The organism is Cupriavidus sp. 207A1 (assembly GCF_057798955.1).
Genome location: NZ_JBYOJO010000002.1, coordinates 96,487 through 122,901, shown reverse-complemented (window position 1 = coordinate 122,901; position 26,415 = coordinate 96,487). Strand labels below are relative to the sequence as shown.

General features: G+C 68.9%; 25 protein-coding genes. 8 read left to right on the top strand and 17 right to left on the bottom strand.

The window, feature by feature from the left end:
• Positions 1–17 precede the first annotated feature (17 nt).
• Positions 18–608, top strand: coding sequence for a peroxidase-related enzyme (locus AC3FMM_RS03350; protein ID WP_115708636.1), 591 nt, complete (start codon positions 18–20; stop codon positions 606–608).
• 36 nt (positions 609–644) lie between these two features.
• On the opposite strand, the gene AC3FMM_RS03345 is transcribed toward AC3FMM_RS03350, so the two are convergent.
• Positions 645–1,154 (bottom strand): hypothetical protein, encoded by a 510-nt coding sequence (locus AC3FMM_RS03345; protein ID WP_115679735.1) that lies wholly within the window; start codon positions 1,152–1,154, stop codon positions 645–647.
• Positions 1,155–1,446: 292 nt separating this feature from the next.
• On the opposite strand from AC3FMM_RS03345, the gene AC3FMM_RS03340 reads away from it, so the two are divergent.
• Positions 1,447–1,776: a hypothetical protein gene (locus AC3FMM_RS03340; protein ID WP_115708638.1), complete on the top strand. Its 330-nt coding sequence runs from the start codon at positions 1,447–1,449 to the stop codon at positions 1,774–1,776.
• A 78-nt stretch (positions 1,777–1,854) separates the two neighbouring features.
• On the opposite strand, the gene rng is transcribed toward AC3FMM_RS03340, so the two are convergent.
• From rng to AC3FMM_RS03300, 8 genes are all read right to left on the bottom strand, one after another.
• On the bottom strand, positions 1,855–3,321 hold the full coding sequence (rng, locus tag AC3FMM_RS03335) for a ribonuclease G (RefSeq protein ID WP_092308241.1): 1,467 nt from the start codon (positions 3,319–3,321) through the stop codon (positions 1,855–1,857).
• Positions 3,322–3,407: 86 nt separating this feature from the next.
• Positions 3,408–4,022, bottom strand: a complete 615-nt coding sequence (locus tag AC3FMM_RS03330; protein WP_115706321.1) for a Maf family protein — start codon at positions 4,020–4,022, stop codon at positions 3,408–3,410.
• Positions 4,023–4,063: 41 nt separating this feature from the next.
• Positions 4,064–4,543: a 23S rRNA (pseudouridine(1915)-N(3))-methyltransferase RlmH gene (gene rlmH, locus AC3FMM_RS03325; protein WP_022533932.1), complete on the bottom strand. Its 480-nt coding sequence runs from the start codon at positions 4,541–4,543 to the stop codon at positions 4,064–4,066.
• A 61-nt stretch (positions 4,544–4,604) separates the two neighbouring features.
• Positions 4,605–5,351, bottom strand: a complete 747-nt coding sequence (rsfS, locus tag AC3FMM_RS03320; RefSeq protein ID WP_115708642.1) for a ribosome silencing factor — start codon at positions 5,349–5,351, stop codon at positions 4,605–4,607.
• Between the two features lie 63 nt (positions 5,352–5,414).
• Positions 5,415–6,152: a nicotinate-nucleotide adenylyltransferase gene (locus AC3FMM_RS03315; RefSeq protein ID WP_488686111.1), complete on the bottom strand. Its 738-nt coding sequence runs from the start codon at positions 6,150–6,152 to the stop codon at positions 5,415–5,417.
• A 10-nt stretch (positions 6,153–6,162) separates the two neighbouring features.
• Positions 6,163–7,074 carry an oxygen-dependent coproporphyrinogen oxidase gene (gene hemF / locus AC3FMM_RS03310; protein WP_115708646.1) on the bottom strand — a complete coding sequence of 304 codons (912 nt, stop codon included), beginning with the start codon at positions 7,072–7,074 and terminating at the stop codon, positions 6,163–6,165.
• Positions 7,075–7,214: 140 nt separating this feature from the next.
• Positions 7,215–8,483, bottom strand: a complete 1,269-nt coding sequence (gene purD / locus AC3FMM_RS03305; RefSeq protein WP_026164314.1) for a phosphoribosylamine--glycine ligase — start codon at positions 8,481–8,483, stop codon at positions 7,215–7,217.
• Positions 8,484–8,572: 89 nt separating this feature from the next.
• Complete coding sequence (locus tag AC3FMM_RS03300; RefSeq protein WP_115679743.1) at positions 8,573–9,298, bottom strand: YebC/PmpR family DNA-binding transcriptional regulator; 726 nt, start codon at positions 9,296–9,298, stop codon at positions 8,573–8,575.
• A gap of 208 nt (positions 9,299–9,506) precedes the next feature.
• Here AC3FMM_RS03300 and AC3FMM_RS03295 point away from each other — a divergent pair, with 208 nt between their 5' ends.
• Positions 9,507–11,030, top strand: a complete 1,524-nt coding sequence (locus AC3FMM_RS03295; RefSeq protein WP_116312290.1) for a helicase HerA-like C-terminal domain-containing protein — start codon at positions 9,507–9,509, stop codon at positions 11,028–11,030.
• 70 nt (positions 11,031–11,100) lie between these two features.
• Here AC3FMM_RS03295 and AC3FMM_RS03290 read toward each other — a convergent pair whose 3' ends face one another.
• The 6 genes from AC3FMM_RS03290 to AC3FMM_RS03265 all read right to left on the bottom strand — a co-directional run bounded on the left by AC3FMM_RS03290 (position 11,101) and on the right by AC3FMM_RS03265 (position 18,839).
• Complete coding sequence (locus tag AC3FMM_RS03290; protein ID WP_115708650.1) at positions 11,101–11,265, bottom strand: DUF3149 domain-containing protein; 165 nt, start codon at positions 11,263–11,265, stop codon at positions 11,101–11,103.
• A gap of 138 nt (positions 11,266–11,403) precedes the next feature.
• On the bottom strand, positions 11,404–12,054 hold the full coding sequence (upp, locus tag AC3FMM_RS03285; RefSeq protein WP_012352165.1) for a uracil phosphoribosyltransferase: 651 nt from the start codon (positions 12,052–12,054) through the stop codon (positions 11,404–11,406).
• A 139-nt stretch (positions 12,055–12,193) separates the two neighbouring features.
• Complete coding sequence (locus AC3FMM_RS03280) at positions 12,194–13,594, bottom strand: MFS transporter (RefSeq protein WP_240987650.1); 1,401 nt, start codon at positions 13,592–13,594, stop codon at positions 12,194–12,196.
• Positions 13,595–14,144: 550 nt separating this feature from the next.
• Positions 14,145–17,096: a c-type cytochrome gene (locus AC3FMM_RS03275; RefSeq protein WP_488686110.1), complete on the bottom strand. Its 2,952-nt coding sequence runs from the start codon at positions 17,094–17,096 to the stop codon at positions 14,145–14,147.
• Entirely contained in the window at positions 17,093–17,590 is a 498-nt protein-coding gene (locus AC3FMM_RS03270; protein ID WP_115679747.1) for a (2Fe-2S)-binding protein, read from the bottom strand. The genes AC3FMM_RS03275 and AC3FMM_RS03270 overlap by 4 nt, the downstream gene beginning before the upstream one ends.
• 88 nt (positions 17,591–17,678) lie before the next feature.
• Positions 17,679–18,839, bottom strand: coding sequence for an FAD-dependent monooxygenase (locus AC3FMM_RS03265; protein WP_115708654.1), 1,161 nt, complete (start codon positions 18,837–18,839; stop codon positions 17,679–17,681).
• Between the two features lie 375 nt (positions 18,840–19,214).
• Between AC3FMM_RS03265 and AC3FMM_RS03260 the strand changes: the two genes are divergently transcribed.
• From AC3FMM_RS03260 to AC3FMM_RS03245, 4 genes are read left to right on the top strand one after another with little or no spacing between them, the layout of a single operon-like run.
• The gene (locus AC3FMM_RS03260; protein ID WP_115708656.1) at positions 19,215–19,967 is read left to right on the top strand and encodes a maleate cis-trans isomerase family protein; all 753 of its coding nucleotides are present in this window, start codon (positions 19,215–19,217) and stop codon (positions 19,965–19,967) included.
• 11 nt (positions 19,968–19,978) lie between these two features.
• On the top strand, positions 19,979–20,809 hold the full coding sequence (locus tag AC3FMM_RS03255; RefSeq protein WP_116312293.1) for an alpha/beta fold hydrolase: 831 nt from the start codon (positions 19,979–19,981) through the stop codon (positions 20,807–20,809).
• A 28-nt stretch (positions 20,810–20,837) separates the two neighbouring features.
• Positions 20,838–21,917: a 2,5-dihydroxypyridine 5,6-dioxygenase NicX family protein gene (locus AC3FMM_RS03250; RefSeq protein ID WP_488686109.1), complete on the top strand. Its 1,080-nt coding sequence runs from the start codon at positions 20,838–20,840 to the stop codon at positions 21,915–21,917.
• Positions 21,910–22,551: an N-carbamoylsarcosine amidohydrolase gene (locus AC3FMM_RS03245; protein ID WP_326347375.1), complete on the top strand. Its 642-nt coding sequence runs from the start codon at positions 21,910–21,912 to the stop codon at positions 22,549–22,551. Before AC3FMM_RS03250 ends, AC3FMM_RS03245 begins: the two co-directional genes overlap by 8 nt.
• 27 nt (positions 22,552–22,578) lie before the next feature.
• Here AC3FMM_RS03245 and AC3FMM_RS03240 read toward each other — a convergent pair whose 3' ends face one another.
• A complete protein-coding gene (locus AC3FMM_RS03240; protein WP_326347376.1) occupies positions 22,579–23,334 on the bottom strand; it encodes a TetR/AcrR family transcriptional regulator in 756 nt (251 codons plus the stop codon).
• A gap of 95 nt (positions 23,335–23,429) precedes the next feature.
• Here AC3FMM_RS03240 and AC3FMM_RS03235 point away from each other — a divergent pair, with 95 nt between their 5' ends.
• Positions 23,430–25,709, top strand: coding sequence for a xanthine dehydrogenase family protein molybdopterin-binding subunit (locus AC3FMM_RS03235; RefSeq protein WP_326347377.1), 2,280 nt, complete (start codon positions 23,430–23,432; stop codon positions 25,707–25,709).
• 71 nt (positions 25,710–25,780) lie between these two features.
• Here the strand turns inward: AC3FMM_RS03235 and AC3FMM_RS03230 are convergent, their stop codons facing one another.
• Positions 25,781–26,257, bottom strand: coding sequence for a MarR family winged helix-turn-helix transcriptional regulator (locus AC3FMM_RS03230; protein WP_018007004.1), 477 nt, complete (start codon positions 26,255–26,257; stop codon positions 25,781–25,783).
• Positions 26,258–26,415: the final 158 nt, after the last annotated feature.

Genomic DNA, 26,415 nt, shown 5'->3' with positions numbered 1-26,415 from the left:
CCCAACCGGAGACCACCATGTCCGACACGGCATTCCCGATCAGCCGCTACGCCATCCCGGCGCTGGCCGACCTCCCCGACGATATCCGCGCGCGCATCCTGGAAGTCCAGGAAAAAGCCGGCTTCGTTCCCAATGTGTTTTTGGCGCTGGCGCACCGTGCCGACGAGTTCCGCGCCTTCTTTGCCTATCACGATGCGCTGATGCTCAAGGACGGCGGCCTGACCAAGGGCGAGCGCGAAATGATCGTGGTGGCCACCTCCGGGGTTAACCAATGCCTGTACTGCGTGGTGGCGCATGGCGCGATCCTGCGCATCTACGAGAAGAAGCCGCTGGTCGCGGACCAGGTCGCGGTGAATTACCTGAAGGCCGACATCCCGCCGCGCCAGCGCGCCATGCTCGACTTTGCCATGAAGGTCTGCACGGCCTCGCACGAAATCGAGGAGGCCGATTTCGACGCGCTGCGCGCACATGGCTTTTCCGACGAGGATGCCTGGGATATCGCCGCGATCACCGCGTTCTTCGGCCTGTCCAACCGCATGGCCAATACCATCGGCATGCGCCCGAACGACGAGTTCTACCTGATGGGCCGGGTGCCGAAGGCGAAGTAGCGGCGCCGCAGTGCCGCGTGGCTCAGGGTCCCTTGCTCAGCGCACTTCGGCGCAGGCACCGCTCTTGGGATCGAACAGCACCGGCCACGCCTGCTCGTAGATGCCGGGCGTGCAGTACTTCTCGCAGCGGTTATGCGCCAGCGTGACGCGGCGCGGATCCTGCCAGACCAGCAGCTTGCACTGGCTGCCGTCGATCGCCTGCAGCTCGATGTGCGGCGTCGCGCGGACCTGGCGGAACTGCACCAGGTTGAATTCGCAACTGCCGCGCCGCGATACCCACAGCTTCCATTTCAGCGCGCGCACCTCGTTGGCCTGGACGTCCATCAGTGCGTCTTCGCGGAAGCCGTCGTCCTCGGTGCGCTTGCATGCCGCGGCAATGTTGATGACCTTGGGCGCGATCGGCGTGGCGCGCTCCTTGGGCGCCTGGGGGACTTCGACCCTGGCCTGGGGCGGCGGCGCCGGCGCGCGCCTGGCGATCGGCAATGGCGCGCACGCGACCGATAACAGGAGGGCCAGCACACAGGCCCCATGGTTCGTGGCGTTCATGCCGGACTCCTCGCTTGCCGACCGGCGGTGCCGCGGCAGAACAACTCGCGCGGACAGCCGGGCGCGGCCTCCGTGCGAAGGCCGCTGACTACCTTCGTTTAGTTATAGCGGATGGCAAACGGAAATGGGCTAGGGCCATTACCGAGTCCGAAATCCCGCGTGCGCCAGCCAGCGGACAAGCGCCGTCGATGCGTCGCGCTTAAGTTCGCGGTTACGTAATTAAACAGCTTGAAACACTGCGGTGCGCGCGCGCGTGCTAGCCTCGCCCCAACCTGTTCTTGCCCGTTCCGACATGAAGCCCCGTCTCCTGTTATCCCTCGTGGTCCTGCCCGTGTTCCTCGGCGCCTTCGGTGCCACCGCCCATGCCGATGACGACTGGGACGACGATGACCGTTACTACGGGCGACACCATGGCCGCTATCACAAAGGCGACGACTACAAGGAAGAATTCTGGGTCGGCAACTGCAAGATCAAGCGCAAGTGGAAGGACAACGGCGAGTACAAGGAAGAACGCAAGTGCAAGGACCGCCCGGTGGTGTACCAGCCGCCGCCACCGCCGCCGGTGTATTACCAGCCCGAACCGGCGCTGGTGATCAGTCCGCACGTGGTGATCCGGCCGTAAAGCAGGACAGCCCGCCAGTTGGCGGGCTGTCTTGCTATGGTGGCGGAAAACGCGGCGAAAAAATGCGCGCCGGCCGCTTCACATCAGGATGATGTCGTACTGCTCCTGGTGGAAGGTCGATTCCACCTGCAGCGAAATCGGCTTGCCGATGAAATCGCCCAGCATCGCCAGGTGCTGGCTTTCTTCTTCCAGGAACAGGTCGATCACTTCCTGCGAGGCCAGGATGCGGAACTCGCGCGGGTTGAACTGGCGCGATTCGCGCATGATCTCGCGCAGGATGTCGTAGCAGACCGTGCGCGGGGTCTTGACCTGGCCCTTGCCCTGGCACACCGGGCATTGTTCGCACAGCACATGCGCCAGCGACTCGCGCGTGCGCTTGCGCGTCATCTCCACCAGGCCCAGCTGCGAGAAGCTGTTGACGGTGATGCGGGTGCGGTCGCGCGACAGCGCGCGCTTGAGTTCGGACAGCACCGCGTCGCGGTGCTCGGCGTTCTCCATGTCGATGAAATCGATGATGATGATGCCGCCGAGGTTGCGCAGCCGCAGCTGGCGCGCGATGGTGTGGGCCGCCTCCAGGTTGGTCTTGAAGATGGTGTCGTCGAAATTGCGCGCGCCCACGTAGCCGCCGGTGTTGACGTCGATGGTGGTCATCGCCTCGGTCTGGTCGATCATCAGGTAGCCACCCGACTTCAGGTCGACCCGGCGCGACAGCGCCTTCTCGATCTCGGCGTCGATATTGAACAGGTCGAAGATCGGGCGCTCGCCGGTGTAGTGCGACAGCCGCGGCAGCACCGCCGGCGTGTATTCCTTGGCGAACTCCAGCAGCATCTGGTAGTTCTCGCGCGAGTCGATCTGGATCACGCCGGTGGCGTCGTTGATGAAGTCGCGCAGCACGCGCTGGGCCAGGTTCAGGTCCTGGTAGAGCAGGCTGGGCGCGGGCAGGGTGGTGGCGTTCTGGCGGATCGCGCCCCAGATCTTGCGCAGGTAGGCGATATCGTTGCCGAGTTCCTCGTCGGTCGCTTCCTCGGCGATGGTGCGCACGATAAAGCCGCCGCGCTCGTCTGCGGGCACCAGCCCCTGCACGCGGCTGCGCAGCGCCTCGCGGTCGACCTCGCCTTCGATGCGCTGCGAGATGCCGATATGCGGGTCCTGCGGCAGGTACACCAGGGTGCGCCCGGCGATGCTGACCTGGGTCGACAGCCGCGCTCCCTTGGTGCCGATCGGGTCCTTGATCACCTGCACCATCAGCGCCTGGCCCTCGAACAGGGTCTTCTCGATGGCGAGCTGCGGCGTGGAGTTGTTGCGGTCCGGGTCGCGCGGATGCCAGATGTCGGCGACATGCAGGAAGGCGGCGCGCTCCAGGCCGATGTCGATAAAGGCCGACTGCATGCCGGGCAGCACGCGCACCACCTTGCCCAGGTAGATGTTGCCGACCAGCCCGCGCGTGAGCGTGCGTTCGACATGCAGTTCCTGGACCGCGGCCTGCTGCACGATGGCGACGCGGGTCTCTTGGGGCGTGATGTTGACGAGTATGTCTTCAGTCATAGCGGGTGAAACGCGTCGCCGGTGGCCCGGCTGTAGAGGGTGGCCCGGCGCGGGGCCGGGTCTTGTCTGGGCACGGAGGCCGCGGCTCAGAACCGCAGCCGGGCCTGGCGAAGTAACGCCGCCGTCTCAAACAAGGGCAAGCCCATGATACCTGAATAGCTGCCTGCAATCCGCGCCACGAACTCGGCCGCGCGGCCCTGGATGCCGTAGGCGCCGGCCTTGCCCAGCGGCTCGCCGCTGGCGACGTAGCGCTCGATCTCGGCGGGCTGCAGCGGGCGGAAGGTGACTTCGGAAACCGACAGCGCATGGCGCATGCCGGTGGTCGATACCACCGTCACCGCGGTCAGCACGCGGTGGGTGGTGCCCGCCAGCGCGCCCAGCATGGCCGCGGCGTCGGCGCCGCCGGCGGGTTTGCCGAGGATGCGGCCGCCGAGGCAGACCGTGGTGTCCGAGGTCAGCACCGGCGCATCCGGCAGCGCGCGGCGTTCGCGCCGGCGCAGCGCGGCCTCGGCCTTGAGCGCGCACACGCGCTGGACATAGTCGTCGGGGGTCTCGCCCGGCAGCACGGCTTCGAGCGCTTCGGCGTCTTCGTCGTCGTCGGCCAGCAGCAGTTCGTAGCGCACGCCGAGCTGGGTCAGCAGCTCGCGCCGGCGCGGGCTTTGCGAGGCGAGGTAGAGGTAGTCGTGCAGGGTGTCGGGCATCGCGGCGGGGGCCATCCGGCGACGGCCGGAGATCAGTGGAATCAGGCCCGATGGTAGGGGTGGTTCTGCGTGACGGACCACGCGCGGTACAGCTGCTCGGCCAGCAGCACCCGCACCATGCCGTGCGGCAGGGTCAGGCTGGAGAGCCGGATCAGCGTGCTGGCGCGGGCCTTGAGCGCGGGATCGAGCCCGTCGGCGCCGCCGATCAGGAAGGCCACGTCACCGCCCTCTCGCTGCCAGTCGGTCAGCTGCGCGGCCAGCTGCACCGTGGTGAAGTCGCGGCCGCGCTCGTCCAGCGCGACGATGCGGCATTGCTTCGACAGGCTGCCCAGCACCGTCTCGATGCGCGCGGCTTCGCGCTGCATCACGGTGGCGGCGTTATTGCTGGAAGAGCGGGTTTCGGGCTTGACCTCGCGCAGCTCGATGCGCAGCTCGGGCGGCATGCGCTTGGCGTACTCGCTGAAGCCGGTTTCGATCCAGCCGGGCATCTTGTGGCCGACGGCCACGATCACCAGTTGCATGGGTCAGACGATGCGGTGATGCGGCGCGGCCGCCGGACTTGGCGAGCGGCCGCGCACGGGCTCAGGCCGAGCGGGTGGCGCGCTTGCGCGCGGCCGGCTTGGCTGCGGAAGTCTTGGCGGGTGCCTTCTTGGCGGGAGCCTTCTTCGCCGCGGTCTTGGTGGCCGTCTTGGTCGCGGTCTTGCGCGCGGTGGTGCCGGCGGCGGTCTTGCGCGGCGCGGCGGCGCGGGTGCCGGCGGTCTTGCTGGCCGGGGTCTTGGCGGCGGTCTTGCGGGCCGGCTTGCGGATGGTGGCGATGGCGTCCGCGTCGGTGTCCTCGTGGCCCATCGGCGGCGACGGCTCCTTCATGCCTTCGGGCAGGCGCGCCAGCGCCGGGCGCAGGTTGCTGGCACGGCGCACGGTGCGCACCGGGGCCTCGTCCTCGTCTTCGTCGATGGGCTCGCTGGCCTTGGCCAGGCGGGCGCCGGTGGCCAGCTTCATGCGCACCGGCTTGTCGCCCCAGATCTCTTCCAGGTTGTAGTACAGGCGCAGTTGCGGCTGCAGGATGTGGACCACGGCATCGCCGCAGTCGACCAGCACCCATTCGCCGGTTTCCAGGCCCTCGACCGCCACGATATGGCCGCCCGCTTCCTTCACCGTATCCCGCACCGACGCTGCCAGCGCCTTGGTCTGGCGGTTGGATGTCCCGCTGGCAATCACCACCCGGTCGAACAGTTCCGTCAGGTGGCTGGTGTCGTACACCTTGATGTCCTGCGCTTTGACATCCTCGAGGCCGTCGACGATGGCGCGTTGCAGTTTACGAATATCCATGGGTGTCTTCTTGTTCAGCTCAGATCGGTTTGGGGGTGGGCGCCGGGGTCGATGCGACCCTGGTCATGCCCGGGCCGGGGCGTTGCGGTACAGCCCGTGGCTGGCAATGTAGTGTGCCACGCCGGGCGGCAGTTGGTCATCTGCCGGCTGGCCGGCCGCCAGCCGCTGGCGCAGATGGGTGGAAGAGAGGTCGACGGCGAGCGTCTGGTCGATCCACATCCGGCCGGAGGGCGTGCATTGTATCAGTTGCGTGTCGGCCTGGCGCTCGGCCAGCGCGGCCAGCACCGGACCCTCCAGCGCCGACAGGGCAAAGCGCGGCCGTGTCGCGGTGCACAAGTGCACGTGCGCGAACAGCTCCTGCCAGCCGTGCCAGGTATGCAGGCGCAGCAGCTGGTCGGCGCCCATCAGCCAGCACAGCGAGGCCTCGGGACCGTATTCGTCGCGCAGCTGGCGCACCGTGTCGATGGTGTAGCTGGGGCCGGCGCGATCCACTTCCATGCGGCTGACACGGACCGTGGCGCCGCTGTTGCCGAGCGCCGCCGCGGCCAGCTCGGTCATCGCCAGGCGGTCGGCGGCGGGGGTCACGTCGTCGCCCTTTTGCCAGGACTGGCCGGTGGGAATCCACACCAGCTCGTCCAGGCCGAGGTGGTCGATGCAAAGCCGCGCCAGCGCGAGGTGGCCGACGTGGGGCGGATCGAAGGTGCCGCCCAGGATACCCAGGCGATAGGGGCGGGCGGCGCGGGGCTGTGGCGAGGTGCCCGCGTCGGCGGCGGGCTTGCGGGGGTGCTCGGGATGGGCCATGGGTCAGCCGTCAGGCCCAGTCGCGCGCCGGCAGGAAATCGGTGTACAGCGCCGCTTCGGGGCTGCCCGGTTCCGGTTGCCAGTCATAGCGCCAGGTTACCAGCGGCGGCATCGACATCAGGATGGATTCGGCGCGTCCGCCCGATTGCAGGCCGAACAGCGTGCCGCGGTCGAACACCAGGTTGAATTCGACGTAGCGTCCGCGCCGGTAGGCCTGGAAATCTCGCTCGCGCTCGCCGAAGGGCGTGTCCTTGCGGCCCTGCAGGATGGGCAGGTAGGCGTCCAGGAAGGCGTCGCCGACCGCCTGCATCATGGCGAAGCTGCGCTCGAAGCCGAGCGCCGAGAAGTCGTCGAAGAAGATCCCGCCGATGCCGCGCGCCTCGTTGCGGTGCTTCAGGAAGAAATACTCGTCGCACCACTGCTTGAAGCGCGGATACAGCTCGTCGCCGAACGGCGCCAGGGCCTGCTGGCAGGTGCGGTGGAAGTGGGTGCAGTCGCCCGCGTTGCCGTAGTAGGGCGTCAGGTCCATGCCGCCGCCGAACCACCAGACCGGTTCCGCGCCGGGCTTGAGCGCCAGGAAGCAGCGCACGTTCATATGCACCGTCGGCACATGGGGGTTGCGCGGATGGAACACCAGCGACACGCCCATGGCCTCGAAGCTGCGCCCCGCCAGTTCCGGCCGGTTGGCCGTGGCCGATGGCGGCAGGGTGTCGCCGCTGACGTGCGAGAAGCCCACGCCCGCGCGCTCCATCACCGCGCCGCCTTCGAGGATGCGGGTGCGGCCGCTGCCGCGCAGGCGTTCGGTGGGCGGTTTCTCCCAGGCGTCGGTCAGGAACGGCTGGCCGTCGATGGCACCGATGGCATCGGTGATGCGGTCTTGCAGACCGAGCAGATAGGCACGGACTGCCTGGGAATCGATCATGGTGGGCTGAATCGGATAAACCGACGAAGGGACCGGCCGGATGGCACTCCGGCAGCCAGTCGGCTGCCGGTTGCGTCACAGCATTGTCACGATTGTACCGGCTGGGCGGCCTGTTAGTCGCCAGGGGCCGCCGGCGCCGGTCAGCGCTTGATGGCGCGGTAGCCGATGTCGGTGCGGTATTGCATGCCGTCGAAGCGGATCTGCTCGACCGCGGCATAGGCGGCGCGCTGCGCGGCCTTGACGGTATCGGCCAGGCCGACCACGCACAGCACGCGCCCGCCCGAGGTCAGCAGGGTGCCGTCCTTGAGCGTGGTGCCGGCGTGGAAGGTCACGCTGTCGTCGGTCTCGGCCGGGATGCCGGTGATGGCATCGCCCTTGCGGGGGGCGTCCGGGTAGCCATGGGCGGCCATCACCACGCCCAGCGCGGTGCGGCGGTCCCAGTCCAGCTCGATGCTGTCGAGCTTGCCGGAGACGGCGGCTTCCATCACGTCGACCAGGTCGGTCTTCAGGCGCGCCAGGATCGGCTGGGTTTCCGGATCGCCCATGCGGCAGTTGAATTCCAGCGTCTTCGGGTTGCCGTCCTGGTCGATCATCAGGCCGGCGTAGAGGAAGCCGGTGTACGGGATGCCGTCCTTTTCCATGCCGCGCACCGTCGGCAGGATGATCTCGCGCAGCGCCCGCGCGTGCAGCGCGGGCGTGACCACCGGCGCCGGCGAGTACGCGCCCATGCCGCCGGTGTTGGGGCCGGCGTCGGCGTCGAGCAGGCGCTTGTGGTCCTGGCTGGTGGCCAGCGCCAGCACGTTCTTGCCGTCGACCAGCACGATAAAGCTGGCTTCCTCGCCTTCCAGGAACTCTTCGATCACCACGCGTGCGCCGGCGTCGCCCAGCTTGTTGCCGTCGAGCATCATGTCGACCGCCTGGTGCGCTTCTTCCAGCGTCATCGCCACCACCACGCCCTTGCCCGCGGCCAGGCCGTCGGCCTTGATCACGATCGGCGCGCCCTGCGCGTCGATGTAGGCGTGCGCCTGGGCGGCGTCGGCAAAGGTCTGGTAGGCGGCGGTGGGGATGCCGTGGCGCTGCATGAACGCCTTGGCGAAATCCTTGGACGATTCCAGCTGCGCCGCGGCCTGGGTGGGGCCGAAGATGCGCAGGCCCTTGGCGCGGAAGATATCGACGATGCCCGCCGCCAGCGGGGCCTCGGGGCCGACCACGGTGAAGGCCACGCCTTCCCGCTCGGCAAAGGCCGCGATGACCTCGGGATCGGTCAGCGGAACATTCTGCAGGCGCTTGTCGAGCGCGGTTCCGCCGTTGCCCGGCGCGACGTACACGACCTGCACCTTGGGCGACTGGGCCAATTTCCAGGCCAGCGCGTGTTCACGTCCACCCGAGCCGACAACCAATACTTTCATGATCCACTGCCAGAAAAGAAACGCATGCAAAAAGGCGGCAGCTGGGTCTTGAAAGCCGGGCTGCCGCCGTTGGGGAGCTTGTTACCGTTTTAGTCTTCGATCACCGCGTTGGTGAAGACTTCCTGCACGTCGTCCAGGTTTTCCAGGGCGTCGAGCAGTTTCTGCATCTTGACCGCGTCGTCGCCGCTGAAGCTGACTTCGTTCTGCGGCTTCATCACCACGTCGGCAACTTCGGCCTTGAAGCCGGCGGCTTCCAGCGCCGCCTTGACCGCCGAAAAATCGTTGGGCGGGCAGGTGACTTCGATCGAGCCGTCATCGTTGGTGACGACATCGTCGGCGCCGGCTTCCAGCGCGGCGTCCATCAGCTTGTCTTCGGGCGTGCCGGGGGCAAACAGGAACTGGCCGCAGTGCGTGAACATGAACGCCACCGAACCCTCGGTGCCCATGTTGCCGCCGTGCTTGGAAAACGCGTGGCGCACTTCGGCGACGGTGCGGGTGCGGTTGTCGGTCAGGCAGTCGACGATGATCGCGGCGCCGCTCAGGCCGTAGCCTTCGTAGCGGATTTCCTCGTAGTTCACGCCTTCCAGGCCACCCACGCCGCGCTGGATCGCGCGCTGGATGTTGTCCTTGGGCATGTTGGCGTCCATGGCCTTGTCCATGGACAGGCGCAGGCGCGGGTTGGAGTCGGGATCACCGCCGCCGAGCTTGGCGGCCACGGTGATTTCCTTGATCAGGCGGGTCCAGATCTTGCCGCGCTTGGCGTCGGCGGCGGCTTTCTTGTGTTTGATATTGGCCCATTTCGAGTGACCGGCCATGATTCTCTCCGAAGCGGAATGCGGTGATCTGCTGTGATGTTGTGCGGGGTCGCCAGGCGCGCCGCGGCGGCATCCGCAAGGCGGGCGGGCAGCGCGCGCCAGGTGACGGATATGCCTGGCGGCTGGCTATAATCAGCCCAGGATTTTATCACGCGGGCCTGCCTGCGCCGTCCAGACCCAACCGACCCTCACGGATTCCAGGAACATCATGGCCGACCCCATCCTCATCGCCAAGAATGCCGAACATGAACTGGTGCTGCTGCCGCAGATGGGCAACCGGCACGGGCTGATCACCGGCGCCACCGGCACCGGCAAGACGGTCACGCTGCAGACGCTGGCACAGGGCTTCTCCCGCCTGGGGGTGCCGGTGTTCATGGCGGATGTCAAAGGTGACCTGACCGGCATTTCACAGCCCGGCCAGCCTTCGGCCAAGCTCAAGCAGCGGCTGGCCGACCTGAACCTGCCCGAGCCGGTCTGGGGCGCCTGCCCCACCGCGCTATGGGATGTGTTCGGCGAGAAGGGGCACCCGGTGCGCGCCACGGTCTCGCACATGGGGCCGCTGCTGCTGTCGCGCATGCTCGAGCTCAATGACACGCAGCAGGGCGTGCTGAACCTGGTGTTCCGCATTGCCGACGCCAACGGCCTGCTGCTGCTCGACGCCAAGGACCTGCGCGCGATGCTGCAATACGTCGGCGACAATGCCGGCCAGTTCACCACCGAATACGGCAATATCTCGGCCGCCTCGGTCGGCGCGATCCAGCGCGGGCTGATCGCGCTGGAATCGCAGGGCGGCGACGTCTTTTTCGGCGAGCCCATGCTGAACCTGGAAGACTTTATCCAGACCGACAAGGGCCAGGGCGTGGTCAATATCCTGGCCGCCGACAAGCTGATGAACTCGCCGCGGCTGTACGCGACCTTCCTGCTGTGGATGCTGTCCGAACTGTTCGAGAAGCTGCCCGAGGCCGGCGACCTGGACCAGCCCAAGCTGGTGTTCTTCTTCGACGAGGCCCACCTGCTGTTCAACGATGCGCCCAAGGCGCTGCTCGACAAGATCGAGCAGGTGGTGCGCCTGGTGCGTTCCAAGGGCGTGGGCGTGTACTTCGTCACGCAGAACCCGGTCGATATCCCCGACACCGTGCTGGGGCAGCTGGGCAACCGCGTCCAGCATGCGCTGCGCGCCTTCACCCCGCGCGACCAGAAGGCGGTCAAGGTGGCGGCCACCACCATGCGCGCCAATCCGAAGCTGGACCTGGAAACCGCCATCGGCGAACTGGGCGTGGGCGAGGCGCTGGTGTCGTTCCTGGACGCCAAGGGCACGCCCTGCGTGACCGAGCGCGCCTGGGTGCTGGCGCCCGGCAGCCGCATCGGCCCCGCGACCGAGGACGAGCGCAAGCAGCTGATCGCGAACTCGCTGGTGGCGGGCACCTATGAGAAGACCGTCGACCGCGAGTCCGCCTACGAAAAGCTGCGCGGCAGCGTGCCTACCGTGGCGAATGGCGGCAAGGGCGCAGGCGGCACGGCCGCCGGGCAGCCGGCGGGCGAGCAGGACAGCGGCTGGCTCGGCACCGCCGGCGAAATCTTCGGCACGCTGACCAAGGGCACCGGCAAGAGCGGCCGCGGCGATTCGATCCTGGAATCGATGGCCAAGTCGGCCGCGCGCACGGTGGGCTCGCAGGTCGGGCGCGAGCTGATCCGGGGGGTGCTGGGGAGTTTGCTGGGGAAGAAGAAGTAAGCGAGTTGTGCCGGCTTGTTCCGCTCTCCCTCCGGTGGGAGAGGGAGTACACCGGCGGTCATTCACGCGGTCAGCGCTGCTGCGTCGCGTCGCGCGCCTTCGCCGCATCGGCATCCTCGCGCATCTTGCGCGCGAACAGGCGGGCGAAGAACCAGCCCATGCCGATGATGAAGACGATCACGCCCAGGCTCATCAGCCCGGTGCTGGTATTGAACAGGATCTTGAAGGCTTCCATGCGTGGCTCCCTTTATGTGTGGACGCTGGCACGCGGCGAGATCTCGCCGGCTTGCCGCCAGTGTAGGGAGCCGCATCAGGCAGGCTATTGAGGCCGGTCAAGCGCCGGCCAGCCCGCCCGGGCATTGTCAGTCCACGGTCAGTTCTTGGTGCCGAACAGCCGGTCGCCCGCATCGCCCAGTCCGGGGACGATATAGGCATCGGCATCCAGGTGGCTGTCAAGCGAGGCGACGAACAGCTTTACCCCCGGATGCGCCTTCTGGAACACTTCCACGCCCTCGGGGGCGGCCACCAGCGCGACGAAGGTGATGGCCTCGTCCTTGACGCCGCGGCGCTTGAGCACTTCCACCGCGTGCGCGGCCGAATAGCCGGTGGCGACCATCGGATCGCACAGGATGAAGCTGCGGTCTTCCAGCGCCGGCAGGCGCACCAGGTATTCCACCGGGCGGTGCTGCTCGTCGCGGTACACGCCGATATGGCCGATGCGCGCCGACGGGATCAGCTCGACCAGGCCATCGCTCATGCCCACGCCCGCGCGCAGCACCGGCACGATGGTCAGCTTCTTGCCGGCGATCACCGGGGCGTCCAGCTCGACCAGCGGGGTTTCGATGCGGCGCGTGGTCAGCGGCAGGTTGCGGGTGATCTCGTAGCCCATCAGCAGAGTGATCTCGCGCAGCAGCTCGCGGAACGTGCGTGTCGACGTTTCCTTGTCGCGCATGTGCGAGAGCTTGTGCTGGATCAGCGGGTGGTCGAGGATAAAGAGGTTGGGAAAGCGCGGATCTTGTTTCATGGCTGGCGGCGAGGGCTCGGCGGGATGGCGAGTGAAGCGGGCGCGCGAGGCCGGTTGGGACGCGCGCGCCGCGCCGTTGCAGCCGGATTGTAATGGAAGCGGGCCGCGGCGCCAGGCAGCGGCCCGGTGGCGCCCCGGGCTAGTCGAGCGCGCGGTCCTTCGACTCGATATCCACCAGGAAGATGGCGAGCGCCGCCACGGCCAGGAACGAGGACAGCAGCGCCAGTGCCAGCGTGAACTGGCTGGCCATGATCGGCGCGACGATGGACGGGGCGAACAGGCCGCCGAAACGCGCCATCGCGCCCGCGGTGCCCATGCCGCTGGCGCGCAGGTCGGTCGGATACACCTCGGGCGTGAAGGCGTACAGCGCGCCCCAGGTGCCGAGCAGCGAGAAGCTCATCAGCAGCGTCGAGCCGATCACCAGCGCAGGGGCCTGGCCCAGGCTGTACAGCATGCAGCCCGCCGCGCTCAGCAGCAGGAAGCCGATCAGGGTCGGCTTGCGGCCCCAGCGCTCGACGCCGTGCGCGGCCAGCGCGAAGCCGGGCAGCTGCACCAGCGCCAGCACGATCAGGAATACCTGGCCGCGCATGAAGCCGAAGCCCTGGCCCGCCAGCTTCACCGGCAGGTAGACGAAGACCCCGTAGTAGGCGATCGAGATCAGCATCCACGCCGCCAGCAGGCAGATGGTGCGGCGCCGGCAGCCGGCGGCGAACAGCGCGAACACCGATTTGCGCTCCATCTTCTGCGGCTGCAGCGCGCCGATCTCCACCGGCACGCGGTTGGCCGCGGCCACCCGCTGCAGCACCGCGCGGGCCTCGTCCGAGCGCCCGGATTTATTGAGGTAGAGCGGCGACTCGGGCACGAAGAAGCGGAACACCACGCCAACCAGCGCCGGGATGCCGGTGACCAGGAAGATCAGCCGCCACGCATCATTGCCGCGCGACACCGCGATCAGCGCCAGGATCGCCAGCAGGATGGTGCCGACCGCCCAGAACGACTCCAGCAGCACCAGCCAGCGGCCGCGCCGGTCCGACGGCAGGAATTCGGCCATCATGGTGTAGTCGACCGGCAGGGTGCCGCCGACGCCGATGCCGGTCAGGAAACGCAGCAGCAACAGCCACTGGAAGTCCGGCGCGAAGGCCGAGGCCACGCCGCAGATCGCATCGATGACCACCGCCATCATCAGCACCGGGCGGCGGCCGATGCGGTCGGCCAGCCGGCCGAACACGAACGCGCCGATCAGCATGCCGACGAAGAACATGGTGCCGGTCTGCAGCGCGGTCGGCACCGGGATGCCGAAGGTCGCCGCGATCGACGGCGCGGTGAAGCCGATCGACAGTACCTGCATCGCGTCGGCGAGCCACACCAGGCCGAATATGACGAACAGCCGATACTGGAAGCGGCCGACGCCGGCGGCGCGGATGCCTTGCTCGATCGTGATCGGTTGCGACGACGCTGCGCGCGCGCTGGGCTGGGGGGGCGAGCCTAGCGCGGCCTCCGGGATGGTCGTTGTGGCCATGGATGAAATGGATGACGACATGTTTGTCTACCTGTCTCGTTATAGGCTGGTTCTGGAACTCGGAAGCACGCGCGGCGCGACGCAGGCTGGCACGTGATGCGGGCCGCTGCGGGATCCGGCGGGGACGATGGCTTCCGCCTGGCGAGGCTGGAACTAGCCCGGTAGCACGCCTGCAACTGCTTGCTTGGTCTGATACGACATAGTCACTCCTGGTTGTCTACCCTTGGTTTGGTCAGGCCCGGTGTCCCGGTGGTCTGGCGGAACCATGCAAGCCCCGCGCCAGCGCGTCCGGTGATCTATCGGGCCGGTTTTATGGTTTTGTGTTCTTGTCCGCCGCTTGCGGCGCGCCGTCCTTGTGCGGGGAGGCACCGCTGCGTGCCCGCTTGGCACTCATGTAGTGCGCACTACATGATCGTTCAGCGTAAGCTACATGAAACTGGCGGGCAAGGCCGAATTGCGTTTCTCTCCTCGGGGTTTTCCCGCGCGCAGGCCGGCTGGCGCAGGGTCGGTCACGCCCGCGCGCCCGCGCCGCTGCGCAAGGCCCGCCAGCGTGGTGCACGGTTCCGGTGGTTCAGTGGGCAGGCCCCGCGCGCAACCGCGCGACGGTGTTCTCCAGGTCCTGCCAGGCGGGTTTGTCGGGCGCAAAGCGCGCGCGCAGGTACTGCGCCAGTTGCGCGATCTGCTGGTCGTCGAGCGTGTCGGCATAGGCCGGCATCGCGCCCAGCTCGCCGTTGGGCGGTGCCGGCATGCCGCGCAGCAGCACCTGGATCACGTTGTCCGGCAGCTTGCTGTGCAGGTTGGTATTGAGCGCCAGCGACGGCTTCACGCCGAATTGCGCAATGCCCTGGTCCGACTGGTGGCAGACCGCGCAGGCGCTCTGGTACAGGCGATCGGCGGGACCGCCCAGGGTGCGCGCGGCCTGCTGGCTGCGTTGCTCGACCTGTGCCGCCTGCGCCGCCAGCACCGACGGTGCCGGCGCGGGCGCGCCGAACGAGGCCACGTAATGCGCGATCGCGCGCACGTCGTCCTCGGGCAGTTGCGCGAGCTCTTCCACCACCGGCGCCATCGGTCCCGCCGCCGCGCCGTGGTGCGGCGCATAGCCGCCGCGCAGGTAGGTGAACAGCGCCGCCTCGGTCCACGGCACCGGCGCCTGCGACAGCGCGGTCAGCGCCGGCGCTTCCCAGCCTTCGGCGCTGCCGCCGGTCAGGTAGCGGCGCCCGCCTTGCTCGGCGCCGAGCGCATTGCGCGGCGAATGGCAGGCACTGCAGTGGCCCAGCCCCTCGGCCAGGTACGCGCCGCGATTCCATTGCGCCGAGCGCGACGGGTCCGGCGTAAAGCGTTCATTGCGATGGAACAGCAGGTTCCAGCCGGCGAGCAGCGGCCGCATGTTGAACGGGAACGCGAGTTGCGTCTGCGGCACCATGGATGTCACCGGCTCGGCTGACATCAGGTAGCCGTATAGCGCCTGCATGTCGCCGTCGCTGATTTTGGCGAAGGCGGTGTACGGGAACGCCGGATACAGGCGCCGCCCGTCGCGGTGGATGCCTTCGCGCATGGCGCGCTCGAACGCGGCGAAGGACCAGTTGCCGATGCCGGTCTGCACATCCGGCGTGATGTTGGTGCTGTAGACCGTGCCGAAGGGCGTTTCCAGCGGCAGGCCGCCGGCGTTCTTCACGCCGCCCGGCGCGGTATGGCAGACCGCGCAGTCGCCGGCGGCGGCGACCAGCCGGCCGCGCTCGAGCGTGGCGGCGGAATAGAAGCCGGCCTCGGGCGGCGCCACCGGCGCGATCGATGCGCGCCACGGCAACAGCGTGGCGCACACGCCGGCCGCGGCGGCGGCGGCCGCGGCGATCCAGCCGCGCTTCTTGCGTTGCTTGCCGGGACTTGCCTCGGCCAATGCCAGGCGAATGCGTTCGGCGCTGAATGGTGGCTTGCGCAGGCGCACGCCGGTGGCGTCGAAGATGGCATTGGCCACCGCGGCGGCGGCCGGCAGCGCATCGGTGGGACCGGCAGCGAGCGCGTCGTGCGTGGCCAGCGTGCCGGCCAGCCGCACTTCCGGCAGGGCCTGTGCCGGCATGGCCGGCAAGTGTTCGCCGGCAGCACGCGCGTCCGCCGGCCAGGTGTCGAACGCCGGCGTGGCGGCGGTCAGCTGCAGCGCTGCGGCTGCGACGTCCCGCTCGATCGAGCGCGGCATCGATCGCGTCATCGCGGCGGCTTGCGGTGGCGGCAGCGATTCGCTGTCGTGGCCGACCGTCACGCGCGTGACCGCCAGCTCGCCGGTGCTGCCGTCGACCTCGACTTCAGCGACCCACGCCGACCAGCTCTGGCCGGCATCGTGGTCGATGGTGTGGGCGTAGGCAAAGCCGCGGCCGCGCCGCACATTGCCCGCCGCAGAGCTGGCGCGTGGCGTGGCGGCATTGGCGTCCAGGTCCCAGCCGGCGCGCTCGGCCACCTGCCGCACCAGCGCGGCGCCGCGCGGGTCGTCCAGATGCGCGAGGCGCAGCGCCACCGGGTCGGCGTCGCTGGCGGCGGCAAGCTCGTCGAGATGGGATTCGCGTGCGAACACCTGCGCGCGGGCTGCCGTCAGCGGCGCGGCGGCGAATGCCGCCGGGTCGCCGGACACGGCCAGCTCGATATGCGGGATGCCATACGGCGGGAGCGCCGCGTCGCCGCCATGGTTCGCCTCGATGCGGTCGGCCACCGGCGCCGGCGTGTGCGTGAGCCACAGCGCCAGGGGCGTTGCCGGCGGCGGCGTACCCGCCAGCGTGGCGGCGTAGGCGTCGACGGTGGCGCCGCTGCGCGCAGTCTCGACGCGGATAGCGAGCGCGGCATCGGCCAGGCCCACCTCGGCGGCGCGCAGCCGGCGCACCACCGGTTGCCCGCTGGCATGGGCCAGCAGCGCCGCGTCGGCGGCGGCGTGCGGCGCCAGCAGCGCGGGGTCGGCGCGGTCGTCGTGTGCTTGCCAGCAGACCAGTTGCACTTGTGTTGGCGCGATGCCCAGCAGTGCAGCGAGTTCGGCGCGCAGGGCGCCGGGGCGCGTGGCGGGCAGCCATACGGTCAGCGTGCCGTCGCGCCAGTCGGCGACAACGGTGCAGCAGGCATCGTCGCGGGTGCCTGCCAGTGGCCATTGGTAGTGCTGCGTGTGGGATGCGCGGGCGTGTTCGAGCGCATCTGCGGCATCGCCGCGTTGCGCCACTGTGTGGCGCGGCGCAGGGGTGGCGTCGGCGCGCGGCGGACCAGACCAGCGCGCCCGCAGGGCCCGCGCCGCCGCGGCGGCCTGGGCGGCAGAGACCGCGGCCACGCCGGCAAAGTTGTTGCGGACCACCACCGCGCGGATGCCGGGCAGCGCCAGCGCGGCGTCGCGCTCGGCCTGCAGCAGGCGCGCCGCGAGCGGCTCGCCGCCGACCCAGCGCAGGCCCGGCGGTGTCAGCACATGAGCCACCAGGCAATCGGCGCCGTGCGGCGGCAGGCCGGCGGCCAGTGCCGTCGCTTGCGTGGCGGCTTGCACGATTCCCGCGCTCACGACGCCGCCCCTTGCGCGGCCTGCCGCTGCAGCACCGCGGCCCGCCTGACCGCGCGCACGATTTCCACATGCGTGCCGCAACGGCACAGGTTGAAGCGCAAGGCTTCGCGGATCTGCGCTTCGTCGGGATCGGGGTTCTGCGCCAGCAGCGCCTTGGCGGTCATGATCATGCCGTTCAGGCAGTAGCCGCATTGCGCGGCCTGTTCTTCGATAAACGCCTGCTGCACGGGGTCCGGATGCTGTGCCGTGCCCAGGCCCTCGAGCGTGGTCACCGCGTGCCCCACCACGGCCTTGACCGGCAGCACGCATGAACGCGCCGGCAGGCCGTCCACCAGCACCGTGCAGGCGCCGCACTGGCCCAGGCCGCAACCGTACTTGGGCCCGTTGCAGCACAGGTCGTTGCGCAGGATGTAGAGCAGCGGCGTGTCAGGCGCCACGTCCAGCGTGTGCTCGGCGTGGTTGACCTGCAGGGTCAGGGGGCGGGGCGTGTTCATCGGGGGCTGGGGGCGGTTTGAACATCACGCATCGCAGCGCCGCGCCCCATTCTGGCGAGGGGCGGCGGCGGGCAGGGCGGTCAGGCGATCAGGCGGCTTCGGACAGCGGCTTGCTCCCGGCCGACACCAGCGGCACGTTGAACACATCGTAGCCGAAACACCAGTCCGGGTTCTCGTTGCTGCGCAGCCAGGTGTTGTTGTGCGAAACCAGCTGGACCTTGCCGGCGCGCTCGGCGCGGTTGGCCTCGTACAGCGCGAAGGCGGCGGCGTAGTCGTCGGTGCCGGCTTCGGTGAAGCAGCGCGTCAGCATGGCGGCATCCTCGATCGCCATCGCGGCGCCCTGCGCCATGTGCGGCTTCATCGGGTGGCAGGCATCGCCCAGCAGCACCAGGCGGCCCCGGCTCCACAGCGGCAGCGGGTCGCGCTCCAGCAGCGGCCACTTGGTCACTTCGACCGTGCCTTCGATCAGCGATTGCACGCCTTCATGCCAGCCGTCGAAGGCCGCGCGCATCTCTTCGATGCTGCTCGGCACCCAGCTCTTGCTCATGTCCCATTCGGGCTCGGGCACGCCGGTGACGTAGTAGATCTCGTCGAGCTTGCTGGTGTCGAAGTAGACCATCATGTGGCGGTCATCGGTCCACCACTTGGTGCAACGCTCGTGCGTGAAGCCCTTGACGCGCGCGATCGGAAACACCGCGCGGTGCGCCACGTAGCCGGTGTACTTGGGCGGCTCGGCGCCCAGCAGGGTCTCGCGGATGCGCGAATTGACGCCGTCGGCGCCGATCACGATATCGGCTTCCTCGACCGTGCCGTCGGTGAACCGCAGCTGCACCACATCGCCCTGGTCGGTGACGCTTTCCAGCTTCTTGTTGAAGAACAGCGTGCCGGGCGCGACGGCGTCGGTCAGCAGCTTGTGGAAATCGCCGCGGTGCACGGTCAGGTAGCTGGCGCCGTAGTGGCGCACCGCATAGTCGCCCAGCGGGATCTGCGCGATCACCTCGCCGGTGAGGCCGTCGCGGCTGTACCAGTAGTCGGGGTGGCAACCCATGTCGTTGAGCGCGTCCTCGATGCCGATGCGCCGCATGATCTTCATCACGTTGGGCCCGACATGGATGCCCGCGCCCAGGCGCGAGAACGCCGGTGCCTGCTCATACAGCCTGACTTGGAAGCCGGCTCGCTGCAGCAGGGCGGCCGCGGCCGTTCCTCCGAGTCCGGCGCCGACAACTGCGATTCGCGGTTTGCCTTGCACGTTATTTCTCCTGGCAATGACACAAGGTCGATGGGGGTTGGGGCGGCCATGTGGCCGACCGTTAAAACGAGTGTACACACTCAAAATATCGAGGTAAAGGCGAAACTTGACGATCTTATGGAAAACCCTGATGCCGATGTGACCGCGTCGCAATGATGCGCTGCAATGGCGAAAACATGAGCAAAAACAGGGATTCATGGATTCAGTGTGCACTGAACGAGTGAATCGCGGCCGCTGCAGAATCTGTTTGCCTATATAAAGTGTGTACACTACAATCGAACGCAGCATGCAGGCCCATGGGCCGCTGCAGGCAGCCAGACCGACAGCGCGACCAAAGCGCAACCAAGGGCAGACAAACAGATGACGGAGTCGACAGTGCAGAAAGTTTTCCGAATCGGCCAGATCGTGCCGAGCTCCAACACCACCATGGAAACCGAGATCCCGGCGATGCTGGCCGCGCGCCAGCTGGTGCGCCCGGAGCGCTTCACCTTCCACTCGAGCCGGATGCGGATGAAGAAAGTGGTCAAGGAAGAACTGGCCGCCATGGATGCGGAATCCGACCGCTGCGCGGTGGAACTGAGCGACGCCCGCGTCGACGTGCTCGGCTACGCTTGCCTGGTGGCGATCATGGCGATGGGCCACGGCTACCACCGCGTCTCCGAGCAGCGCCTGCAGGCGCATACCGCCGAGAACGGCGGCGACGCGCCGGTGATCACCAGCGCCGGCGCGCTGGTCGATGCGCTCAAGGTGATGGGCGCGAAGCGCATCGCGGTGGTGGCGCCGTACATGAAGCCGCTGACCGAGCTGGTGGTCGACTACATCCGCAACGAAGGCTACGAGGTGGTCGACTACCGCGCGCTGGAGATCCCCGACAACCTGGAGGTCGGCCGCCATGACCCGGCCAGGCTGCCGGAGATCGTCGCGCAGATGAACACCGCCGATGCCGACGTGATCGTACTGTCGGCGTGCGTACAGATGCCGTCGCTGCCGGCGATTGCGAAGGTCGAGGCCATGACCGGCAAGCCGGTCGTCACCGCCGCCGTTGCCACCACCTATGCGCTGCTCAAGCGCCTGGGGCTGGAGCCGGTGGTGCCGGGCGCCGGCGCGCTGCTGTCGGGCGCGTACTGAAGGGGCAGGCCATGGCAGAAAGCACCTTTCTCTACGGCGCCAACGTCCACGCCAACGGCATCCGCCAGCATTACCTGCGCTATGGCGGGCAGGCGGGCGCGCGCGCGCAGCGCGATGCCGTCATCATCGTGCCGGGCATCACCAGCCCCGCGGTGACCTGGGGCTTTGTCGGCGAGCGCTTCGGGCAGCAGTTCGATACCTATGTGCTCGACGTGCGCGGCCGCGGCCTGTCGCAGGCCGGTGCCGAGCTGGACTACAGCCTCGATGCGCAGGCCGCCGACGTGGTCGCCTTTGCCGCGGCGCTGGGACTGCAGCGCTATGCCGTGGTCGGCCATTCGATGGGCGCGCGCATCGGCATCCGCGCCGCGCGCGCCAAGCCCGCGGGCCTGACGCGGCTGGTGCTGGTCGATCCGCCGGTGTCCGGCCCGGGGCGCCGCGCTTATCCGTCGCAACTGCCCTGGTACATCGACTCGATCCGGCTGGCGCAGCAGGGCATCGATGCCGAAGGCATGCGCCGCTTCTGCCCGACCTGGACCGAAGACCAGCTGCGCCTGCGCGCGCAATGGCTGCATACCTGCGACGAGCGCGCGATCCTGGCCAGCTTCAACGGCTTCCACGAGGACGACATCCACGCCGACCTGCCGCGGCTAGCCGTGCCGGCGCTGCTGATGACCGCCGGCCGCGGCGACGTGATCCGCGCGGAAGACGTGCAGGAAATGCGCACGCTGCTGCCGGCCTTGCTGGTCGCGCACGTTGCCAACGCCGGCCACATGATCCCGTGGGACGACGAGGCCGGCTTTTACCGCGCCTTCGGCGATTTCCTCGGCGCGCCGTTGAATTGAGCGCTGAATTGATGGATAAGGAGCGAACATGCCCGTAAGCGATTACGACCTGACGGCAGCGTGGAAGCAGGTGCTGACGCTGTCGAAGCTGCAGCCGGGACAGACCGTCACCGTGCTCACCGGCGCCGCCACGCATCCGCAGACGCTGCGCACGGCAATGGTGGCGGCGCAGTCGATGGGCGCCATCGTCAACCGGCTCGACCTCCCGCCCGTCAACGGCGAGAAGGCGCTCAGCCGCGATGCGCTGGCCTACCTGGGCACCACGCCGCTGACCGGCAATCCGGCGGCGATCGCCGCGCTGAAGGCGAGCGACCTGGTGCTGGACCTGATGACGCTGCTGTTCTCGGCAGAACAGCACGAGATCCTGTCCGGCGGCACCAAGATCCTGCTGGCGGTGGAGCCGCCGGAAGTGCTGGCGCGGCTGGTGCCGACCGAGGCCGACCGCGCCCGCGTCAAGGCCGCCACGCAGCGGCTGGGCCGCGCGCGCGAGATGCATATCGTGTCCGACGCCGGCATGGACCTGCGCTGCCGCCTGGGCGAATTCCCCGCGATCAGCGAGTATGGCTTTGTCGACGAGCCCGGGCGCTGGGACCACTGGCCGAGCGGCTTCGTGCTGACCTGGCCCGACGAGGGCGGCACCGACGGCACCATCGTGCTGGACCGCGGCGACATCCTGCTGCCGATGAAGTCTTACCTGCAGGCGCCGATCCGCATCACGGTCGAGGCCGGCTACGTGCGTCGCATCGAGGGCGGCGTCGATGCCGAGCTGCTGGCCGACTACATGGCCTCGTTCAACGATCCGGAAGCGTATGCCATGTCGCATATCGGCTGGGGCCTGCAGCCGCGCGCGAGCTGGTCGGCGCTGGCGATGTATGACCGCGAGGCCACCATCGGCATGGACGCGCGCGCCTACGAGGGCAACTTCCTGTGCTCGTTCGGCCCCAACAATGAAGCCGGCGGCAGCCGCACCACCGCCTGCCATATCGATATTCCCGTGCGCCACTGCACCGTCAGCCTCGACGGCGAGCCGGTGGTGGTGCGCGGCAAGGTGATGGACGGGCACCACGCTCCCGCGGCATCGCTCTACAAGGATTCGCGCCATGGATGACGCAGTGCAGACCTACCAGCGCCAGGGCTTTGGCGCTTCGATGGAGCTCAAGGCGCCGTACGGCCTGCTGATCATCGACTTCGTCAACGGCTTTGCCGATCCGGCGGTGTTCGGCGGCGGCAATATCCCCGAAGCCATCCGCAACACCCAGCCGCTGCTGCGCGCCGCGCGCGAGCACGGCTGGCCGGTGGCGCACAGCCGCATCGTGTTCGCCGACGACGACAGCGACCACAACATCTTCACGCTGAAGGTGCCGGGCATGCTGACACTGAAGGAAGATGGCCACAACAGCCAGATCGTGCCCGAGCTGGCCCCCGCGGCGGGCGAGCTGGTGGTGCGCAAGACGGTGCCGTCGGCGTTCTTCGGCACCTCGCTGGCGGCATGGCTGACGCAGCGCGGCGTGCAGACGCTGCTGGTGGCGGGCTGCGTCACCAGCGGCTGCGTGCGCGCCAGCGTGGTCGATGCGATGTCGCTGGGGTTTCGCCCGCTGGTGGTGTCGGATTGCGTGGGCGACCGCGCGCTCGGGCCGCATGATGCCAACCTGTTCGACATGGCGCAGAAGTACGCCACGGTGCTGACGCGCGACGAGGCGCTGGCGCTGGCGCAGGTGGCGGGCGTGCGCGCCGCCGCCTGAGCCTGGCCGATGGCGCCCGTGCCGGTCTCAGCCCGCCGTCGCGCGCCTGGCGCGTGCCGCCTTGCGCGGCGCGGCGGCGGGTGGCACATGCGCCTCCGGCACGGCGCCGGGCACGGCCACCGTGCGCAGCACGGTCTGCTGGATCACATCGCGCCAGTGCGCCAGCGCGGGCGGGCTCATCATGGGCTCGCCCAGGAAGGCGCTGAGCGTATGATGGTTGGAGTTATAGAAGTAGCCAAGCGAAGCGATCACCATATACACGTCGCGCGCGCCGGCGTCCGCGCGGAACAGCCCGGCGGCCTTGCCGCGCGCGAGGATGCCGTCGAGCACCGACAGCGCATAGCTGGAGATCTCGCGCAGCCGCACCGACTTCTTCGCGTGCTTGCCCTGGCTCATGTTCTCGCTGGTCAGGATGGCGACGAACTCGGGATGGTCCAGGTAGTACTGCCAGACGAAGTCGACCAGTTGCGACAGCGCGCGCACGGGGTCGGCGGCGTCGAGCTCATGCTCCAGCTGCTGCTCGGCCTGGTTGAGCTGCAGGTAGATGGTCTCCAGTACTTCGACGAACAGCTTCTCCTTGCTGCCGAAGTAGTAGTAGATCATCCGGTCGTAGGTCTTGGCCAGCGACGAGATGCGTTCGATGCGGCCGCCGTCGTAGCCGCGCTGGGCGAACACCTTGATGGCGGCTTTGAGGATGCGCTCGCGGCTGTCCTGCGCTTGCCGGGCCCGGGTGCCGGCTGCCGCCCGACGGGTGGCGGGCGCGGCCGCAGTCTTGGTGGTCATGGTGGGTGTTCTTGCCGTGTGCCTGTTGGCTGGCAGTATAACGTTGACATGCGCGGCGGCCCCGCGCGGCGGCCGATGATGAAGAGAGTAGAACGATGACGGCAACCCAGCTGCAACCCCCGGCGCAGGCCGACGCCGCCACGCCGCGCGCACTGCGGCTGACGCTGCTGCAGGCCACCGGCGTGCTGCTGGTGACGCGCGCCCCGCAGCCGGCCGCGCGCCCGGCGCCTGGCCAGCCCGGCGCGGCGTCGGACTATGTGCCGGCGCTGCCGGACCTGTTTATCGCCGTGCGCGACAGCGGCGAGGTGCTCGCATTCAACGGCCACGTCGACCTGGGCACCGGCATCCGCACCGCGCTGGCGCAGATCGTCGCCGAAGAACTCGACGTGCCGCTCGCGCAAGTGCGCATGGTGCTGGGCCATACCGAGGCCACGCCCAACCAGGGCCCGACCATCGCCAGCGCCTCGATCCAGATCTCGGCACTGCCGCTGCGCCGCGCGGCGGCACAGGCGCGCGCGTGGCTGCAGGCGCGCGCGGCGCTGCAGCTCGGCGTCGACGCCTCCGCGCTGGAAGCGGAGAACGGCGTATTCCGGGTGCGCGGCACGCAGGCCAGCCTCGGTTACGCCGCGCTGGTCGCCGGCGAGCACGTGGAGTTGCCGCTGGCCGACGACATGCCGGTCAAGCCGGTCGAGTCCTACCGCATCGTCGGCCGCGCGGCGCCGCGCGTCGATATCCCCGACAAGGCGCGCGGGGCGCTGACCTTCGTCCACGACGTGCGCGTGCCCGGCATGCTGCACGGCCGCGTGGTGCGCCCGCCGTATGCCGGGCGCGACAGCGGCGCCTTCGTCGGCAACAGCCTGCTGGCCATCGACCGCGATTCGGTGCGCGACGTGCCCGGCCTGGTCGAGGTGGTGGTGCAGGGCGACTTCGTCGGCGTGGTGGCCGAGCGCGAGGAATATGCGGTGCAGGCCGCGCGCCGGCTGCGCGTGCGCTGGAAGCCGGTGCCGCCGTTGCCCGCGCTGGACGATCCGGAGCCGGCGCTGCGCGACAACCCCGCCACGCGGCGCGAGCTGCTGACAGAGGGCGAGCTGCCCGCCGGCGGCGCCGGCACGGTACTGCAGCGGCGGTACGTGTGGCCGTACCAGATGCACGGCTCCATCGGCCCGTCCTGCGCCGTGGCCGACTGGCATGAAGAGGGGCTGACGGTATGGTCCGGCACGCAGAACCCGCACATGCTGCGCATCGACCTGTCCCGGCTGTGCGGCCTGGGCGAGGACCGCATCGAGATCGTGCGCATGGAGGCCGCCGGCTGCTACGGGCGCAATTGCGCCGACGACGTCTGCGCCGACGCGGCGCTGCTGTCGCGCGCAGTGGGGCGGCCGGTGCGCGTGCAGCTGTCGCGCGAGCAGGAGCACCTGTGGGAGCCCAAGGGCGCGGCGCAACTGATGGACGTCAGCGCCACGCTTGGTGCCGATGGCGCGCTGCTCGGCTATGACTTCACCAGCCGCTATCCGTCCAACGACGCGCCCACGCTGGCGCTGGTGCTGACCGGCGCCGTGTCCAATGCCCCGCGCACGCTGGAGATGGGCGACCGCACCGCGGTGCCGCCCTACGCGTATGCCGCGCGCCGCATCGGCTGCGACGACACGCCGGCAATCGTGCGCGCGTCGTGGCTGCGCGGCGTGTCGGCGCTGCCCAATGCGTTCGCGCACGAGTGCGTGATCGACGAGCTGGCGATGGAGGCTGGCGCCGATCCGGTGGAATTCCGCTTGCGCCACCTGCCGGATGAACGCGCCGCGGATTTGCTGCGGGCCGTCGCCGATGCGGCCGGCTGGCAGTGCGGCGCAGCCGGAGCGCGCGGCGTGCCGGATGCCGACGGACGGCTGCGCGGCCGGGGCGTGGCCTATGCGCGCTATATCCACAGCCGTTTTCCCGGCTTCGGCGCGGCCTGGGCCGCGTGGGTGGTGGACCTGTCCGTGGACGCGGGCACCGGCCGCATCGCCATCGACAAGGTGGTGGTGGGGCAGGACACCGGCATGGTCGTCAATCCCGACGGCGTGCGCCACCAGATCCACGGCAATGTGGTGCAGACCCTCAGCCGCGTGCTGAAGGAGCAGGTCCGCTTCGATGCCGACGGCGTCGCCAGCCGCGAATGGGGCAGCTATCCGCTGCTGACCTTCCCGGAAATCCCGCCGATCGAGGTGTTGCTGATGCCGCGCCAGTCAGAGCCGCCGCTGGGCGCGGGCGAATCCGCCTCGCTGCCGGGCGCGCCGGCGATCGCCAACGCGCTGTTCGATGCGCTGGGGGTGCGCCTGCGCCGGCCGCCGTTCGTGCCGGAGACGGTGCTGGCGGCGATGGCCGCAACCAAAGGCTGATTGTGTACTCCCTCTCCCGCTTGCGGGGGAGGGGAGAAACCCGCGCGCGTCAGTGAGCCTGCAGCGCCGCGCTAGCCGCCATTCCCCTCGTCGATCTCGCTCATCTTGCGCAGCAGGTAAGTCACGGCCACGCGCTCGGCCGGATTCAAGCTGCCGAAGGTCTGCTCCGAAATCTCCTTCGCGAACGGCACGGTCTCGTCGATCAGGGCCAGCCCGGCGGGCGTGACCGTCACCACCACCTTGCGCCGGTCGTTGGGATCATGCGAGACCGCTATCAGCTTGCGCGACTTGAGCCGGTCGATGATGCCGCGCACCGTGGCCTGGTCGATCGCGGTCGCGCGCACCACCTCGTTCATCGAACACGGCTGCCGGTCGCGCACCGCGCACAGCACCACGAACTGCGCCGCGGTCAGCTGCGAATCGGGGATGGTCTGCTGGAAGATCGCCACATGGCGCTGGTAGGCGCGCCGCAGCAGATGGCCCACCTGCTCGGTGAAGTCATAGTCGGCGGCAGGCTTGCCGGAAGGCGTGTCGGCGGGCTGGGGCACGAAGCAGGCGCGGTGGCTGAAGGTGACCCAGAGTATACCGAGGAAGGCCCCGGAACAGGGCAGCCGCCGGCCGGGGCGGCGTCCGATGCCCTCGCGGCTTTTCGAATACAATCGTCGGGTCGTTTTGCGGGGCCGCCGTGCCGGCCCGCTTTCCCCCG

Coding starts and splice junctions, on each gene's coding strand:
- AC3FMM_RS03250 (WP_488686109.1), top strand. CDS start 20,838: ATGCCCGTAAGCGATTACGACCTGACGGCAGCGTGGAAGCAGGTGCTG.
- AC3FMM_RS03295 (WP_116312290.1), top strand. CDS start 9,507: ATGGCCGACCCCATCCTCATCGCCAAGAATGCCGAACATGAACTGGTG.
- hemF (WP_115708646.1), bottom strand. CDS start 7,074: ATGATCGATTCCCAGGCAGTCCGTGCCTATCTGCTCGGTCTGCAAGAC.
- AC3FMM_RS03235 (WP_326347377.1), top strand. CDS start 23,430: ATGACGGCAACCCAGCTGCAACCCCCGGCGCAGGCCGACGCCGCCACG.
- AC3FMM_RS03315 (WP_488686111.1), bottom strand. CDS start 6,152: ATGGCCCATCCCGAGCACCCCCGCAAGCCCGCCGCCGACGCGGGCACC.
- AC3FMM_RS03300 (WP_115679743.1), bottom strand. CDS start 9,298: ATGGCCGGTCACTCGAAATGGGCCAATATCAAACACAAGAAAGCCGCC.
- rng (WP_092308241.1), bottom strand. CDS start 3,321: ATGACTGAAGACATACTCGTCAACATCACGCCCCAAGAGACCCGCGTC.
- AC3FMM_RS03270 (WP_115679747.1), bottom strand. CDS start 17,590: ATGAACACGCCCCGCCCCCTGACCCTGCAGGTCAACCACGCCGAGCAC.
- AC3FMM_RS03330 (WP_115706321.1), bottom strand. CDS start 4,022: ATGCCCGACACCCTGCACGACTACCTCTACCTCGCCTCGCAAAGCCCG.
- AC3FMM_RS03280 (WP_240987650.1), bottom strand. CDS start 13,594: ATGTCGTCATCCATTTCATCCATGGCCACAACGACCATCCCGGAGGCC.
- rsfS (WP_115708642.1), bottom strand. CDS start 5,351: ATGGATATTCGTAAACTGCAACGCGCCATCGTCGACGGCCTCGAGGAT.
- AC3FMM_RS03240 (WP_326347376.1), bottom strand. CDS start 23,334: ATGACCACCAAGACTGCGGCCGCGCCCGCCACCCGTCGGGCGGCAGCC.
- rlmH (WP_022533932.1), bottom strand. CDS start 4,543: ATGCAACTGGTGATCGTGGCCGTCGGCCACAAGATGCCCGGCTGGATC.
- purD (WP_026164314.1), bottom strand. CDS start 8,483: ATGAAAGTATTGGTTGTCGGCTCGGGTGGACGTGAACACGCGCTGGCC.
- AC3FMM_RS03245 (WP_326347375.1), top strand. CDS start 21,910: ATGGATGACGCAGTGCAGACCTACCAGCGCCAGGGCTTTGGCGCTTCG.
- AC3FMM_RS03290 (WP_115708650.1), bottom strand. CDS start 11,265: ATGGAAGCCTTCAAGATCCTGTTCAATACCAGCACCGGGCTGATGAGC.
- AC3FMM_RS03350 (WP_115708636.1), top strand. CDS start 18: ATGTCCGACACGGCATTCCCGATCAGCCGCTACGCCATCCCGGCGCTG.
- upp (WP_012352165.1), bottom strand. CDS start 12,054: ATGAAACAAGATCCGCGCTTTCCCAACCTCTTTATCCTCGACCACCCG.
- AC3FMM_RS03340 (WP_115708638.1), top strand. CDS start 1,447: ATGAAGCCCCGTCTCCTGTTATCCCTCGTGGTCCTGCCCGTGTTCCTC.
- AC3FMM_RS03345 (WP_115679735.1), bottom strand. CDS start 1,154: ATGAACGCCACGAACCATGGGGCCTGTGTGCTGGCCCTCCTGTTATCG.
- AC3FMM_RS03255 (WP_116312293.1), top strand. CDS start 19,979: ATGGCAGAAAGCACCTTTCTCTACGGCGCCAACGTCCACGCCAACGGC.